General features: G+C 65.8%; 7 protein-coding genes. 1 reads left to right on the top strand and 6 read right to left on the bottom strand.

What is annotated here, in order from left to right:
* Positions 1-18: 18 nt before the first annotated feature.
* From ABZ677_RS26520 to ABZ677_RS26500, 5 genes are all read right to left on the bottom strand, one after another.
* Entirely contained in the window at positions 19-1665 is a 1647-nt protein-coding gene (locus ABZ677_RS26520; RefSeq protein WP_358374812.1) for an AMP-binding protein, read from the bottom strand.
* Positions 1666-1693: 28 nt separating this feature from the next.
* A complete protein-coding gene (locus ABZ677_RS26515) occupies positions 1694-2518 on the bottom strand; it encodes a sugar phosphate isomerase/epimerase family protein (protein WP_358374809.1) in 825 nt (274 codons plus the stop codon).
* A gap of 65 nt (positions 2519-2583) precedes the next feature.
* Positions 2584-4362, bottom strand: a complete 1779-nt coding sequence (locus ABZ677_RS26510) for an ABC transporter ATP-binding protein (protein ID WP_358374806.1) — start codon at positions 4360-4362, stop codon at positions 2584-2586.
* Positions 4359-6092: an ABC transporter ATP-binding protein gene (locus ABZ677_RS26505; protein ID WP_358374803.1), complete on the bottom strand. Its 1734-nt coding sequence runs from the start codon at positions 6090-6092 to the stop codon at positions 4359-4361. Before ABZ677_RS26505 ends, ABZ677_RS26510 begins: the two co-directional genes overlap by 4 nt.
* On the bottom strand, positions 6089-6952 hold the full coding sequence (locus ABZ677_RS26500; protein WP_358374800.1) for an ABC transporter ATP-binding protein: 864 nt from the start codon (positions 6950-6952) through the stop codon (positions 6089-6091). Before ABZ677_RS26500 ends, ABZ677_RS26505 begins: the two co-directional genes overlap by 4 nt.
* A gap of 155 nt (positions 6953-7107) precedes the next feature.
* Between ABZ677_RS26500 and ABZ677_RS26495 the strand changes: the two genes are divergently transcribed.
* Positions 7108-8100 carry an ABC transporter substrate-binding protein gene (locus ABZ677_RS26495; protein WP_358374798.1) on the top strand — a complete coding sequence of 331 codons (993 nt, stop codon included), beginning with the start codon at positions 7108-7110 and terminating at the stop codon, positions 8098-8100.
* Positions 8101-8182: 82 nt separating this feature from the next.
* Here the strand turns inward: ABZ677_RS26495 and ABZ677_RS26490 are convergent, their stop codons facing one another.
* A complete protein-coding gene (locus tag ABZ677_RS26490) occupies positions 8183-17335 on the bottom strand; it encodes an amino acid adenylation domain-containing protein (RefSeq protein WP_358374841.1) in 9153 nt (3050 codons plus the stop codon).
* Between the last annotated feature and the right edge of the window lie 58 nt (positions 17336-17393).

Here is a 17393-nt window from a genome sequence, read left to right as displayed (position 1 = left end):
CCAGAAGCGACTGCAGGGCTAGGTGCGCTTGCTGATCTTGCCCACCGCTGTTCGCTCGAAGGCGTCGACGACCTCGACGACGTCGGGCATCTTGAACGCTGCGAGGTCCCGGCCTCGAAGGAACTGCCGAATGCGGGGCAATGTCAGCTCTTTACGGTCGGCACCGTCCCGGGGGAGGACCGAAGCCTTGATCCGCTCGCCGAGCAACTCGTCGGGGACTCCGACGACGGAGACCTCGTGCACTGCCGGGTGGGCGAGCAGCAGGTCTTCCACCTCGGCCGGTGCGATCTTCTCGCCGCCGCGGTTGATCTGATCCTTTGTCCGTCCGGTCACCGTCAGATATCCGCGCTCGTCCTGGGTCACGATGTCGCCGGTGATGTAGTACCCGTCGGGTGTGAAGCTCGAATTGTGTTCGGGGGCGCGGAAATATCCGCGAATGGTCGACGGCCCCCGGGTCCACAGATTCCCGGACGTACCACGGGGGACCTCGTTGCCGTCGTCGTCGACGACCTTGATCTCGTCGGCCGATGTGGCCGGCCGCCCTTGGCGGGTGGTGATGGTTTCGTCGTCCTCGTCCAGACCGGTGAAGGTGTGCAGGCCCTCGGACATTCCGAAACTCTGCTGCAAGGTGGCACCCAGTTCGCTGCGTATCCGAATCGCGGATTCCCGCCCGAACTTCGCGCCGCCGACCTGGACGACCTCGAGGGAGGACAGATCGTGTTCGTCTTTCAGGGTCGAGTTCAGCCATGCGAGAGCGAGCGGCGGCACCAGGGCGACGTGAGTGACCCCGCGCTGCGCCACCAGCGGGAACGCGACGTCTGGACTTCCGTTCGGCGTCAACACAACTCGTCCACCGACGCTGAGAACGCCGAGGAAACCGGGCGACCGCATGGCGAAGCTGTGCGACATGGGCAGCACGATGAGCTGGACGGTCGACTCGCTGACGCCCGCGACACTCACCGCTGCGCGCACCGATGCGAGGTAGGTCTCGTGGGTGTGCGCGACGATCTTCGGCCGACCCGTCGTTCCACCCGACAGCGCCAGAAACGCAACGTCCGACGGCAGCGAACGCCGGGTGTGCTCCACCGAACCGTGCGCGAGCAGTCGCTCGAGGTCGGCACCACCGCCGTCGCGGGCGACAATGATGGTGTGCCGCAACGATGCCGACGATCCGACGAGTTCGGCTGCAAGTGCGGCGAGGTCGTACCCGTCGTGCGAGTCGGCGGTGATGTACCCACGAGCGCCGGTGGTAGCGACGATGTATTCGATCTCGTGTCTGCGCAACGCCACCGGTGCCAGAACCGGAACGGCACCGATCTCGTACAGCGCGAAGACGAGCGAGACGAACTCGACGATGTTGGGCAGGTGGACCACCACTCGATCGCCCCGTTCGATGCCCTCGTGCTCCAATCCGGCAGCGAGTCGAAGAACTCGTTCACCCAGCTCGGCGTAAGTCGTGTGCGCGTCGCCGCTGCTGAAGGCAATCCGGCCGGAGGAGCGCTCGATTGCGTCGAACAGGAACTCCGAGAACGTCTGATCGATCCAGATGCCCTCTGCCCGATACCGTTCGGCGAACTCCTCCGGATACGGGACGGTACCGTCCAAGCGGAGAGGCTCGACCGGCGGGATCGAACTCTGTACGACGGAATTCTGGGTTACGGACATCGCGAAAAGGTCCTTCTCTCGTGTGCTGTTACGCGGGCAGGGTGGAGGTGGCCAGCGTGTCGACGTCGGCCAGCAGGCGTCGGAGCGATTCCGCACCGTGCAGTGCGACGTCTACGGCGGGGCGCTCGCGGTATCCGGGATTGAAGATCTCGAGTGATACCGGCCCGGTGTACCCCGAATTCAAAACGGAGGCAACAGGAGTGACGAGATCGAACTCGCCTGCTCCGGGGAAGCATCTATAGTTGCGACTCCACGTGAGGAGGTCGAGCGGCATCCACGGGGCGTCCGCGATCTGGAGCAGACCGACCGAACCGGGTTCGAGGTCGGCTACGGCCTCGACACCCTCTCCACCCGCGACCAGATGAAACGTGTCGACGGCCAGCAACACGTTGGGATGGTCGGCCCGTGCCAGTACATCTCGCACGTGTGCGACGCGGTTGATGTGGGTGCCCCACGCCAAGGCCTCGAACATGACCGTGACTCCGTGTTCGCCTGCAGCGCTACCCAATGCGGCCACCTGGGTGGCAGATAGGTCTCGGCTGCTGTCGGCGTCGCTATCGGTGTTGGAGACGACGAGGATCGATGCCGCGCCGAGCGCTTCCATTACGTCGAGTTCGCGATGGAAGCGAGCGAGGACGTCGGGAAACTCGGTGGGCGTGACCCCTTCGGCTCTCCGGAACGGCTGGTAGAGGTCGATTTTCAGGCCTAGAGTGGCGCATCGATCGGCGATGTCACGCGGGGACAGCGCCGACGCGTGGACGTCCGTGCAGAGCAATTCGAGACCATCGAAGCCCGCTGTCGCGATACCGTCGATCTTCTCTTCCAGCGTCCCGCCGAGCGACACGGTTGCCATGCACGTCTTCAACACACGCTCCTTCTCAGGGGGACCGATTCGGCCAAGATTTATCTTAGCCTTACTTAACTTGAATTCTCTACGGTGTGCTCGACGCCGGTGCTTTCTGCGCTGTACACGGCCCACAGGTCTGCGTACCGGCCACGCGAGGCGACCAGGACGTCGTGTGTCCCCTCCTCGACGACCGCGCCGTGCTCGAGCACCATGATGCGATCACATGCACGAGCCTGCGAGAGGCGATGCGCGATGACGATCGCCGCTCTCCCGTCCAGGGCTCGAACCGTGGCGTCGTCGAGCACCGCGGCGTTTCGTGAGTCCGCTTCTGCGGTCGCTTCGTCGAGAATGGCCACGGACGGATCGTGAAGCACCAACCGCGCCAACGAGATCAGCTGAGCATCGGCGGCGTCGAGGCGATGGCCCTCGTCGCCGAGGATGGTGTCGAGGCCGTCGGGAAGCGAGGCGAAGACCTCGTCCGCCCGGACGGTTCTGAGTGCGTCGAGAAGGACATCGTCGGGGGCGTCGGGCGCGGCGAGCAGAAGGTTCTCGCGTAGCGTGGCCGCGAAGATGCGACCCTCCTGGTTGAGGTAGGCGATGCGCGTCCGATCGACCGCGGTGTGGATGATGCCTGCGACCGGCTCGCGTACACCCGCGACGAGACGGGCGAGAGTCGTCTTCCCCGACCCGCTCGAGCCGACGATCGCCAGATGTTCACCGGCCGTCAGGGTGAGATTCACACCGAGGAGCACCGGATGCCCTGGACGGTAGGAGAATTCGACGTTCTCGACGCGAACGACGGGGCCTTCGCTACGTCGGCTCGCAGAATCGAGTTCAGCCGTATCGACATCGGCCGTCGTCCGCGTCACCCCGACCACCCGCGCGAGTGACGCAGCGGCAGACTGCAGATCGTCCATCACGAACATCAACCCGGCGATCGGTCCGGTGATCTGCAGGAAGAGCAGCGAGGCCGAAGTGATCTGGCCGAGTGTGGTGCCGTACCTCGCTGCGAGAACGAAACCGCACGCCAGGACCAGTAGCAATCCGACGGCCTCGGCCAGGTTGATGCGTCCGAAGAACCGGTTCTGCATGATGCGAGCGCGCATCTCCCACCGCGCCACTTCCCAGGTGGCAGTGCGGATCCGGTCGACACGACGGGGTCCCGCGCGGAAGGCGGTGACGGTGGGAAGTGCCGTCAGCGTGGTGAGTACGCGTTCGCCGCGGGTACTGTCGGCCGATCGTAGTTCGGCGTAGACCGGAGGCACGGCGGGCAGATACCACTGCAGGGCCCGTGCATAGAGCGGCACGGCCAACAGAAACGCGATGGTGAACCGCCAGTCGATCACCACCGTTCCGACCACGGTCAGCGCGATGGTGAATGCGGCCGACGCGACGGTCGGCAGGATGCCGGGCAGGTCGTCGGAGACGTTGCGGGTGTCGGTGGCGGCGCGGGTGACGATGTCGCCGACGCCCACGCGTTCGATCTCTCGCTCCGGGAGGTCGAACGCGGAGGCCATGAATTTCTCGCGCAACTCGGCAACCATGGTGTCGATGACCCGGCCGAGTGCGACGATCCCCGAGAACTGGACGATTCCGCCGACCACGGCCGCGCCGCCCAGCGCACCCAATTGCCACCAGAACACGGTGGGGATTCCGGATCCGCTTCGGTCGGTCACGGTGTCGACGATCCAGCCGATCGTCAAGGGCAGCACGAGCGTTGCGGCCGCAGCGATCAGCAGCAGAAGCAGGATGCCGCCGATGCACCACCACCGTCCCGCCGCGAGATCTGCGACCTCGCGGCGCATCTCCCGCCAGTCGGCGACCGGGAGACGGGCCTGGTCTGCGCTCACGACTGCATCACTTCATTGCGTCCGATACTGCGTTCAGCGACCGCGTGAAACGCCGGCGACGAGGTGATCACGACAGTGGTGAAACCGGAACGGGCACTGCGAAGTCGGTGTGCGATATCGAATTCGGTCGCCGAATCGACCGAGTTCGTCGGATCGTGCAGCACCAGCACCGGCGGTTCCCGAAAGAGGGCGCGCGCGAGCGCGACTCGCTGTCGCTGTCCGCCGGACAGCGTCCGACCGCCGTCGCCGATGGAGGTGTCGTACCCGAGAGGCAGTTCGTGTTCGAGGCTGCCGCAGCAGGCCGAGTCCAGTGCCGCCCGTGCCCGGGAGACGTCGTCCGAGTCGTGGAGAACGTTGGCGAGCACGGTGTCCTCGAGCAGGTCTGCTCGATGGGGTGCAACGAGAATCGTACGGCGGACCTCGGTCGGATCGTGCTCTCGCAGTGGTCGACCGTCGAGGGTGATGTGCGGTGCGGTGCCGGCGCGGGCCGTTATGGTGAGGGCAGCGGTCAGAACGTCGGCGTCCACGGCAGTCGGATCGATCACGACGAACTCACCAGGACCGATGTCGATCGAGTTCCCGTTCGGTGACTCGATGCGCAGGTGTGGCGTCGGCGCGACCGGTGCGGTACCGAGCGCGTCCGGATTCGGTTCGGAGAACAGCAGATTCAGCACGCGCCGCGCGGACGCGAGAACTTCCGCACCCAGCGTCGCTGCCTCTTCGATGAGGATCTTCAGCGGATCCAGCAGCATCTGTGCCATCGCGGCAGCGGCGATGAGTCCCCCGACCGAGATGGACCCGTCGAACGTCAACAGCGCCGCGACGACGGTGACGATTCCGGCGAACAGGGCGGTGAGGGTTGCGTTCACGCCGACGAGAGCGCCCTCGGCGGTATTGCTCGCCAGTGTGCCCCGCAAGGCGGAGCGAGAAACTCCTCGATAGTGGCCGGCGGCAGCGCGCTGCGCGTGGATACCGGCGATGACGCGGTAGCCGGAGACGAGATCTGCGGCGGTGCCTGCCGCGTCGGCGATGGCCTCCTGCTCGCGTTCGGTGCGCGCCCGAAGCGGGCGTGCCGCCAGTGCCATCAGGACGAGCAGCAGTGGCGCCCCGACGACGACGGTGATCCCGAGGATCGGGTGGATGACGAACAGCGAGACCGCGGCCACCACGATGGCGACGAGATTTCCGAGTGGGTAGATCGCGAAGTACAGGGCGGCGCAGGTGCGTTCGCTGTCCGACGTGGCCACCGACAACAACCTCCCCGGCAGCTGCGGTCCTCCGGCCGTGCCGCGGACATCGAGGATCCGCTCGACCACACGGGCGGACAACTCGTACTGGGCGCGCTGCACCGAATACCATCCGATCCGGCCACCGAATCGGTAGGTCAGGTTCATCACCACGTAGAGACCGGCGATGACCGACATCCAGATCGCGAACCCGCCGACCGCGTCGCCTGCAGGCGTCCCCGTGGTGACCGGGCCGATGCCCTGGTCGATCGCCGCGCCGAGGGCCAGCGGGACCAGTGTCGTCGCGATGTTGAACACGACGAGTAGCAGACAGCCCAGAACGGCGTGCCAGCCCGCGGACCGGACTATGGACGCCGCGAGCGACACGGGGGACATGTCCTCGCGAATGGTGATGCGCTGCTTGGGCGGAGCCGAGGGAACGTCGAAGAAGACCGGGAGATGGCGGGGTGGGTTCCAGGCCTGCGAATTCGGGTTCGGGCTCACCGCTCGAAACTCTTCGAGGTCTCGGGCGCGAGGGGATAGACGTTGGGCGTGCCGGTGATCGGGTCGGGGGCGACCATGCAGGGCAGTTCGAACACCTCCTCGACCAGTTCGGCAGTGATGACGTCGGCGGGCGGCCCGGTGGTGACGATGCGGCCGTCCTTCATCACGATCAGATGCGAGGCGTATCGGGCCGCCTGGTTGAGGTCGTGCAATACGGCGACCAGAGTCTTGTGTTGCGAATGAAGTGATTTGAGCAGCTCGAGGAGTTGGAACTGGTGAGCGATGTCGAGGAACGTGGTGGGCTCGTCGAGCAGCAGCGTCGGAGTCTCCTGCGCCAGCAACATGGCCAACCACACGCGTTGGCGCTGCCCCCCGGACAACTCGTCGACGAAACGACCCGACAGCTCGGTCACTCGCGTTGCCGCCAGTGCGTGCGCAACCGCTCGCTCGTCGTCGGGACGCCACTGCTGGAACAGCGACTGGTACGGGTGGCGTCCACGTGAGACCAGGTCGGCGACGCGGATGCCGTCGGGTGCCAGGGGGCTCTGCGGTAACAGGCCCATCCGCCGCGCGACGTCCTTGGACTTGTACACGTCGATGTCCTTGCCGTCCAGGACGATCTGTCCGCTGCTGGGGCTCAGCGCTCGGCACAGGGCCCGAAGCAGGGTCGATTTGCCGCAGGCGTTCGGGCCGATGATCACCGTGAACGATTCGGCCGGGATCTCCACGGACAACGCGTCGGAGATGACTCGCTCGCTGTATCCGAGGGTGACCTCGCGTGCCTCGAGTCGCGGCCTCGCCGAAACCGGCTGCCGGTCCACGCGATTCGCTGCGCCCTCGATTCGTCCGGACGTGGTCATCCTCGGGTGTCCTATCGACTCGGTTCGGGCAGTTGGGCTTGACGAGAGCTTTGGCCCGTCATTAACGTACAGCAGGCATATTAGCGTAGGCAAACCTTTGCGCGTCGGTGAGTGCCGATGCGAGGACGCCGCACTGCGGCACGGAAGGCAATCGAGTGACCTCGAAAACGTACAAGAAGAACCGGCTGATCGTGGCCGGCCTGTCGGCCGCGTTGATGCTGGCAGGATGCTCATCGTCGGGTGAATCGACCGACGCGGCGGCAGGTGCCGCAACGGGCGACGGTGCGTTCCCGGCCACGGCGGAATCGGTCTACGGACCGGTCACGGTGGAGAGCAAGCCCGAGCGGATCGTGGCCACCGGATCGACAGTGGCGGCCATCATGGTCGCGCTGGGCGAGCAGCCGGTCCTGATCGGCGAGGATGCACCGGACCCCGCGGACTACCCGTGGCTCGACGGAGTGTTCACGGGGGAGTTCGAGGACATCTGGACCGACGCGGGCACGAGCCTCGAATTGATTGCAGGCCACGACCCCGACCTCATTCTCAACACCGGTTCCTTCGAGGTCGACGAGGGTATCTACCCCGACTACGAGGCCATCGCACCGACATTCGTCGGCACCCAGGAGGGCATCAGCCCGGCGAACGATCTGCTGCTCGCATACGGCAAGTTGGTGGGCAAGGAAGCCGAGGCGCAGAAGACTCTCGACGACCTCGAGGCCAGTTTCGATCCGCTCAAGGAAGGTGAATTGGCCGGGTTGCAGGGCAAGACCTACAACTACGTTTCCCTTCGAGACGGCGCAGTGTTCAACATGCCCAACGGATCTGCCGTCGAGTACTTCGGACTCGAGCCGGCCGCGAATCAGGACAACAGTTGGTCGTCCAACGGCATCTCCTACGAGAACATGCGCGAGTTCCAGGCGGACGTACTGTTCGTCGGTCTCGCCGCCGACGAGGACCGGGCTCGGTTGGAGCAGGATCCGCTGTTCCAGAACCTGCCTGCGGTCAAGTCCGGATCGGTGATCTTCTTCGACACGACGAACGAGCCGATCAACGGGTCGGTACTCGAAGCCTCGCCGCCGGCTGTCGACTACATGCGCGAAGAGCTCACACCCCTGCTGACCGGTTTGGGAGCCAACAACGCTGCCTGAGTCCGTTCGAGCTGTACTGATCACCACTGCGCCGCCGCTGGGTCCAATCCAGCGGCGGCGCAGTCGTTTCCGTATCGGCCGCTCAGCCGACCGAAGCTCGATCGAGTGACGACGAGAGTGCGTCGCGCAACTCGTCCACCGCGTTGTCGGACATACCGATCACCGTGACGGCCACCGACGCCGACTCGATTCGATAGCGCACCACGCAGCGGTACTCGGCTTCGATGCCTTCGAGTTCTCCTGACGCGACGAGGCCGTAGGTTCGAGTGACCAGGACATCGGACCGGTCCATCCTGCGAAGCGCTTTGCGACCGGTTCTGTTGTGGAATCGAAGAAGCGAGAATTCCTTCGGTTCCACGTGCGCCGCGGCGAGCCGAGCTCGTGAAGGCCACGTCGCCGTGAACGGCCCGAGGGGAATCCCTGCAGCGGTGCCCCTGGTGAGCATGTCCACCTCGAGATCCACGCGCAGATCGTCGGATCCGCCGCTGGTGATCCCGCGGAGGGCCAGATCGATTGCCGCCTCGACATCCTCGTCGAGACCGATCTCGAAGTCGATTCGGCGACCGGGTGCCCACATCGAATCACTCTGCGACGTTGGGTTGTCGGTCGCCGCAACCCAGGTTGCGACGCGATCGGCATCGAGTTCCTGCCCGTCGTTCTCGATGGCTTCGAGGGCTGGGGCCAACGACGACGTCTTCTCGGTGTCGTCGGCCCCCATCAGAACGCGTGCCATCCGGTGGACCGAGGAACGATCTGCTGCAGTCGAGTGCACTGCCAGTACGAACGCGACACCCGTGCCGTCGACCCACGCGACCACCGCCGCCGAATGCCCTGTCCCCACATCGATCATCGAGAGGGACTGTGCTGCAGCGTCGTCGATGTCCACAGCGGAAGTATGCGCAACGAATTGCCTCGCGGGATCGACGGCCGCGGCCGGTCTCACCTCCGAAGTCCACAACCGACGACTCGCAGCCGTCACCGATATCCGCAGCGCGTCGGTGGCCGATACCAACCGCAAGAACGCCGACCGCAACGAGTCCAGATCCTGTGCAGGAGCCTGCACCACTTCGGTGTACACCCAGCTGTCGACACCACTACCGGACTCGCGCAGTCGTTCCAGGGTCGACGACGGCAGCAGCGGGATCGCTTCTACAGTCGGCGCGGCAAGGGTCACCGATTCGGCAAGCTCGCCGATCGTCCGCTTCTCGAACACGTCCCGGATCGTCACCGGGAGGTCCTGTCGCCGGGCGAGTGACACCAGTCGCGCGGCGAGGATGCTGTCACCTCCCAGTCGGAAGAAGTCCTCGTCTACGGACAGGTCAACGGTGTTCGGTGTGCGAAGCACGTCCCGGAACAGCTGCGCCACAGCCACTTCGGCTACCGACTCAGGATTCCGGCCGCCTTGGGACCGAGCGGCAGCGAAGTCGGGAGTGGGGAGAGCTCGTCGGTCCAGCTTTCCGTTCGGAGTGGTCGGGAACCGGTCCAGTTCGGTGAACGTGGAGGGCACCATGTACTCGGGGAGACGAGACGCGACGAACGCGCGAAGGTCTTCCGCAGTGACGCCGGTGCCGGTGAGGGTGAAGTACGCGTGCAATGCCCGTCCGCCGGCAGGGTGATCGGCCGCGGCGAGGGCCGCACCCGAGACCTCCGGGTGGAGCTCAAGGGTGCTGCGGACTTCGTCGAGTTCGATACGGAAACCGCGGATCTTCACCTGATCGTCGGATCGACCGAGGTACTCGAGTGCGCCGGATTCGTTCCACTGCACCAGATCGCCCGTGCGATAGAGCCTGTTTCCCGGCGCGCCGAACGGGTCAGGAACGAAGCGCGAGGACGTGAGCGCCGGCCGGCCGACGTATCCGTCCGCGAGCTGTGCACCACCGAGGTAGAGCTCTCCGGTGACCCCGATCGGCACCGGACGCAACCATGCGTCGAGCACCCGCGCCACCGTATTCGAGACCGGGGTACCGATCGGAACCGACGACGCCTCGGCCACCTCCTCCGCAATGATCCGGTGCGCAGTGATGTTCACCGTGGTCTCGGTGGGGCCGTACACATTGAGCACTAGTGCACGCGCCCGAGCCAGCGTACGTCCCAGCGGGCCGGGGAAGAGCTCGCCACCCACCGCCAGGTATCGCAGTCGGGTGTCGTCCGGGTCGAATCCTTGCTCCACCATGGCTAGCAACGCAGTCGGAACGAAGTCCGCATAGGCGATCGGTTCGTCACGGAGTACCTGCGCCAGGTAATCGAGGTCCTTCTCGCCTCCGGGCCGGATCAGTCTGATCGCACCCCCGGTGATCAACGGCCAGAAGAACTCCGGCACCGAGACGTCGAAGCCGATGGAAGTCTTCTGCAGTACCAGGTCCCCGTCACCGATCGGGAAGACGGACTGCATCCACCGATTGAGGTTCACTGCAGCGCGGTGCGAGACCACGACCCCCTTGGGGCGTCCGGTGGTGCCGGAGGTGAACAGAACGTACGCGGCGTCCTCCGGCGATGGCGGGCAGGGCCGCTCCACGGAATGTGACCCCGTCTGCGGCAGTGGGTCATCGAGCGTGACGACACCGATGTCGGAGAGCCCGGCCGATTGATGTCGGTCGAGTGTCGCGAGGTCCGTGACGACGACAGTCGGAGTCGCGTCCTCGACGATCTGCGCGACGCGCACGGTCGGATTGTCGGGATCGATCGGGACATATGCGGCCCCGGCCCGAACGATCGCCACGATGGTCACGACGAGGTCGAGCGAGCGAGGCAGGAGGACAGCGGCCCGGGTGCCCCTGGTGACGCCGTGCTGCAGGAGCGCTCGCGTGAGCTCCTGAACTCGAACGTCCAACTCTCGGTAGGTCGTGTCGACGCCGTCGTCCTTTCGCACGGCGATCGAGTCGGGAGTTCTGGTGATCTGCGCGCTGATCAGATCGCTGAGGGTCTCGCCCGTGTCGGGAACCTCGGCTCCGCTGGCCCACCGCGCGATGCGATCGCGATCGAATGCAGGCACGAGATCCAGCTCCGCGACACGGGTGCCCGGCCTCGAAACGAACGCATCGAGAGTGCGCGTGAAGATCGTGGCGATGCGGCTCACGGTATCTGCCGTGACAACGCCTGCTGCGTAGGAGAATTCGAATGTCGTCGACTCTCTCCCGGGAATGACTGCGAGGGTCAGCGGGTAGTGGGTCGAGTCGCGACCGTCCACTTCGGTCATGGTGAGACCGCGACCGGTGTCGGCGGCGCCGGTGTCGGTGTCGATCGGATAGTTCTCGTAGACGACCAGCGTGTCGAACAGGGTGGGCAGCCCGGCGATCCGGTGCAGATCCGGCAACCCGACGTGGTGGTGATCGAGCAGAGCGGTGTTCTGGCGGTGAACTCGGCCCATCAGTTCGATCAGTGTGGGGTTGTCACCGATCCGGACCGGGGTGGGGACGGTGTCGACGAACATGCCGACCGAGTGCTCGATGCCGTCGATGCCCGCGGGACGCCCCGAGACGGTCGTCCCGAACGAGACGGTGGACAGGCCGGTGACGGCGTTGAGCGTGACGGCCCAGGCGGATTGAACGAGGGTGCTCAATGTCGAGCCCTGCGAGCGCGCGAGGGCGAACAATTCGGCTGTTCGTGCCGGTCCTTCCTCCAGTACGAGCTGCTCGGGAAACTCGGTCGCCGACCCGGTCGCGGTGGGGGCGACCAGAGTCGGTTCGGTGACCGAGACAAGTGCGTCGGTCCACGCCCGCGTCGTGGCACCGGTGTCCCGGGTCGCGAGCCAGCGAAGGAAGGCGGGATGAGCACGGTCGGGAATCACCGGCGCGTCCGGACTGCGGTACGCCTCGAGGAGTGTGGTGATCAACGACGGTGTGGACCACCCGTCGGCGAGAACGTGGTGCATCGTGAGGACGACGCGGTGTTCGGCCGGAGCGAGTGCGAGGGCCGTGAGCCGAAGCAGCGGCGGCCTGTCCAACACGAACGGAGTTGTCCTGTCCTGCTCCACGATACGAACAGCGGCTGCGGCAGGGTCGTTGTCGGCGGTCAGGTCGATGTGCTCGATCGTCGCCGACACCCGCGACGGAACGACCGCGACCTGGTCACCGTCCGAGAGTCCGGTGACTGCGGCCCTGAGGTTCGGGTACGTCTCGAGTACGGTGTCGAGCGCACTCGACAGTCTCGTGGGATCGAGTGTGCCCGTGAGGTGCACCACGTTCTGGGTGACGTAGACGTCGACTCCCGATTCGGAACCCACGAGAGATTCGAACACCATGCCGTGTTGCAGCGGCGTCAGCGGATGGACGTCGGCGATGTCGCCGTACCGCTCTTCCCAGCCGGCGATGTCGGCGAACGTCACTCCGGACGCGATCATGTCCGACGGAGATCGGCGTATCCGCTCGGTGGTGGCCGCATACTGCGCCAGCGTCGCCAGGGCTTCGACCCAGAGATCGGCCAACTCCTGTGCGTCGCTCTCGGTGACGAGCTGCCCCGCGTAAGTCCATGTGCCGTCGATGACCGTCGTCCCGTCGAGGCCCGGTACCGCAGCGACGTTGATATCGATTGCCGCGGCCGCGGGGGACAGATCGGACGCGTGCCCACCGATACCGGGGAGTTCGGGTGCACTGCGCCAGAATGCGGGGGTACCAGCGGTTTCGGCGGAGTCGGTGAACCGTCCGAGATAGTTGAACGCGAGGTCCGGCACCGCCGAGCCGGTGAGTCGCTGTGCAGCAGACGAATCGAGGTAGCGCAGCACGCCGTAGCCGAGTCCGTGTGCAGGTACCGAAGCGAGCGATTCCTTGACCCGCAGTATCGCATCGGCTGCGGTGTTCGGATCGGTCAACGCGGCCACGGGATCGATGTTCCCGATGTCAGCGGCCACGGGGTACCAGGTGGTGAACCACCCGACCGAACGAGACAGATCGGCCCCGGGCACCGTGGTCTCGTCGCGTCCGTGCCCCTCCAGACCCACGACCGGGCTGTGGGTACCGAGCCCTCGACGGGCGCGCCAGACCCCCGTGGCGACGGCCAGAGCGCCGACGAGGATGTCGTCGACGCCGGCGGACAATGCCGTCGTGAGTGGGCCCAGCACGGTCTCGGTGGTCTGCGCGGGGACCGTGACGTGGATGTCCGCGGTGGTCGCCACGGTGTCGCGGGACGGATCGAGTGGCCGGTCGGTGATCACCGGAACGATGGCGTCGACGACGGTGCCCCAGTAGTCGAGCTGCGACGCGATGTCGATGTTGTGAGCGCGGCGCTCGAGCGCCGCGGTCCATGACGTCGCATCGGTTCCGACGCCGAGCAGTTCGTCCGTCGTGCTGCCGGAATCGAGTGCCCACGCCTGCGCCAGGTCGTCCTCGAGGATTCGCCACGACACACCGTCGACGACGAGGTGGTGCGCGACCACGACCAGCCGGCCGGTGCTCTCACCGGGGTCGGTGACCGCCACCGCGCGCCACATGACGGACGTGTGTGGGTCGAGTTCGTGTGAGAGTTCGGTGACGAGCGAATCCACTCGGCTCGTCCAGCCAGCGGATTCCCAACCGCCGGTGAAGTTCTCGGACACCACCTGGTTGTCGGCTGAACTCGACGTGTCGGGGATGGTCATGAACCACGCTCCGGTGTCGTCGCGCTCGATCCCGGCGTGCAATACCCGATGGTGCGCCGCCACGTGGGTCATGACCCGGCGGACCGCGTCGACGGTGATCTCTCCCGGAGTGACGAACACGTAGGACTGCGTGAACTCCTCGAAACCTGGTTCCTCGAGATGCGCTGCGGCGATCGGCATCACTCGCGATCGACGAACCTGTCTCGGCCCCGCCGCCGTCGACCGCGTCCGATGGTCCACCGTGCGTGCGAGGGCAGCGACGGTACGGGCGGCGAATACCTCTGCCGCAGTGACCGTCAGGCCCGCCCGGCGTGCAGCCGACACCACCTGGATCGAGGAGATGCTGTCGCCGCCGAGACCGAAGAAGTCGTCGTCGACCGAAAGTGCGACGTCGCGGCCCAGGCTCAACACGTCCCGGAAGATCTGTGCCAACGCATGTTCGGTGTCGCTCGAGGGCGCGCGTCCACCGCCTGTGCTCGGCATTTCCGGGGATGGAAGTGCCCTGCGGTCCAGCTTTCCGTTGGCGGTGGTGGGGAGGGCGTCGAGACGGACGAAGGTGGTCGGGACCATGTAGTCGGGCAGAGCCGCCGCTACGTGGGCCGTCAACTCGCCACGGTCGACGGATCCGCCGGTGTGGTACGCGACCAGGAATGCGCCACCGCCCGGACGATCGGCGGCGATCACGACTGCCGCCGATACTGCGGGATGTGCCTCGACCACCGTTCGGATGTCGTCGAGTTCGATGCGGAAGCCGCGAATCTTGACCTGATCGTCCGAGCGACCGAGATACTCGAGGGCGCCGGAGGCGTTCCACCGCACGAGGTCTCCGGTTCGATAGAGACGCAGGCCCGGATCGCGCGGATCGGCGACGAACCGCTGCGCAGTCAGTGCGCTGCGTCGAATGTACCCTGCAGCCAACTGAACGCCGCCGAGGTACAGCTCGCCCACGACACCGACAGGGGAGTCTCGGAGCCACGAGTCCAGGACGCGCACGGACGTGTTGGTGACCGGTCGGCCGATGGGAACGACGGTGCGGCCTTCGAGTTCGGCGGCCGAAACCGGATGGGAAGTGACGTCGACGGCGGCTTCGGTAGGCCCGTACAGGTTGTGGAGCTCGGCGCGGCCGAAGAGTTCGCCCGCTGCGATTGCCGCGGATGCGGGAAGTGCCTCACCCGAGAAGAAGACCCGGCGCAACGACGCGACTCGACTCGGGACCGGCTCGGCGGCGAGGAAGGCCGCGAGCATGGCCGGAACGAAGTGGGCCACCGTCACCCGGTGCCGTTCGATGACCTCGGTGAGGTAATCGGCGTCCCTGTGACCCTCGTCGCGGGCAACGACCAGGGTGGCACCGCTGACGAACGGCAGGAAGAATTCCCACACGGACACGTCGAACACGGCAGGGGTCTTCAGCAGAACGCGATCACGCTCGGTGATGCCGTAATCGTCTTGCATCCAACGCAATCGGTTCACGATCGCCTGGTGCGAAACCATGACACCCTTCGGACGACCGGTGGTTCCCGAGGTGAAAATGACGTACGCGGTGTCCGATGCGGACGGGGATGTCGAGTCGACAGTGTGTGCGTCCTCGGAGTCGAGGAGGGCCCGTACGGTCGGATCATCTATCACGACAACCGAATCGACGAATATATCCGGGTGTGCTGCCGGTGCGGAGCTGTTGCTGACAGTCACACATGGGGTGGCATCGTCGAGAATGTGCCCGATCCGCTCCGACGGATATGCCGGGTCGATCGGCACGTAGGCGGCACCGAGGCGGACGACGGCGTGCAACGTGACGACGAGATCGATGGAGCGAGGCAGCATCACGGCAACCCGGTCGCCGCGGGTCACTCCCATACCTACCAGGACGGCGGTCATGGCGTCGATGCGGATGTCGAACTGTCGGTAGGTGAGTGCGGTGCCGGTGCCGGTGCCGGTGTCGTCGACGACGGCGACGGCGTCGGGTGTGGCCTGGATCCGGTTGCGCACCAGCGAGTCCAGTGTCGCGCCGTCGATACTCTGCTGAATACCGTTTTTCCACAGCGCTGTTCGGGCTCGATCTGCCTCGGGAATCAGAGTGGCGTCGACGATGCGGGAGTGGGGTGTATGTGCGATGGCACCCATCACGGCGGTGAGGACGTCGACGAATCGTTCGATCGTGGCGACCGTGAACAGGTCCGCCGCGTAGGCGATCGACCCGGTGATTCCGTTCGGACCGTCTTCGATGTCCAGCTCGAGATCGGTCTTCACCGTCGATGACGACACTGTTCCTGCGGGGACGACCTGTACCCCGGGAAGGTCGAGATGGTCCTCGTCCGATTCGGTGTCGATCGCGATGTGGGTGAGGAGGATCTGGAACAGAGGTGTGCGGTCGGTGGAACGGGTGATGCCTAGTTCGCGGACGATTCCCTCGAACGGGGCGCTCTGGTGGGCGAATCCGTCCAGAACGGTCTGTCGGACGCGAGTGAGCAGCTCGGCGAAGGTCTCTCGCGGGTACAGGCGGTGCCGCAGCGGCAGGGTGTTGACGAAGTAGCCGACGACGTCTTCGAGTCCGTCCTCGGTGCGTCCGCCGACCGGCGATCCTATGACGACGTCCGAAGCCGAACCGAGCAGCGAGACCGTCGCAGCGGTTGCGGCCTGCGAGATCATGAACATCGACACACCCAGGTCTGTCGACGTGCGGCGCAGACCGTCGACGGTGTCGGTGTCGAGGACGAACGACAGGTCGCCGCCGCGGTGGGTCGGTTGTGCGGGTCGTGGATGGTCGGTGGCGAGCGTCGACTCCTCCGGTGCGTCTGCGAGAGCGTCGCGCCAATAACGCAGGTGACCGGCCAGTGTCGACGACGGCTCCATCGGATCGCCGAGTGTGGCGCGTTGCCAGGTCGCGTACTGCGCGTACGTGACGGGCAGTGGCGACCAGTCGGGCGACCCGCCCGCGAGGCGAGCGGAGTACGCAATGGACAGGTCGCCGAACAGGGACGCGGTCGACCACTCGTCGATGGCGTGATGGTGGACCGCGATGACGACGGTCCACTCCGAGTCGTCGATGCGGAGCACGGCCACTCGGATGGGCAGTTCGGTGGCCAGATCGAAGCCGACGTCGATCACCGTCCCGATGTGATCGTGGACCTGCTGCTCGACGGCGCTGCGAGGACCGACCCGACGCAGATCGGCGATCTCGATCGACGCGCGTTCGGTTGTGGCGACGATCGTTTGGGTGAGTTCATTGTCGCGTTCGACCAGCAGTGTGCGCAGTGTGGCATGTCGTGCCACGACATCGTGAACGGCTGCGGCGAACGCGGAAGTGTCGAGGGAGCCGGTCAGCCGTATGACGGTCGGAACGACGTACTGGGACTTCGGTGCTCCGAGTTGGTCGATGACCCACAGCGACTGCTGGCCGAACGACGCCGGAACCATCTCGGGCACAACGACATCGGACAGGGTCGCTCTGTCCCCACCGGCACCGGCAGCATCGTCAAGGACGGCGGCAAGACCGCCGATCGTGGGTGCGTCGAACACCGACCGAAGAGTCAGCGCGGAAGCGAACTGTGCGTTGGTGCGGGCGATGAGTCGGGTGGCGGACAGGGAGTGTCCGCCGAGGTGGAAGAAGTTGTCGTCGATGCTCAGGAGTGTGTCGTGGTCGAGGTGGAGTACGTCTCGGTAGATGTGGGTGAGTGTGTGTTCGGTGGGGGTGTTGGGTGTTCGGCCGGTGCCGGTGGTGATG

The organism is Rhodococcus sp. NPDC006774, from assembly GCF_040636045.1.
Lineage (GTDB): Bacteria > Actinomycetota > Actinomycetes > Mycobacteriales > Mycobacteriaceae > Rhodococcoides.
The sequence above is the reverse complement of the archived record's forward strand: the minus strand, read 5'-3'. Positions and strand labels throughout refer to the sequence as shown.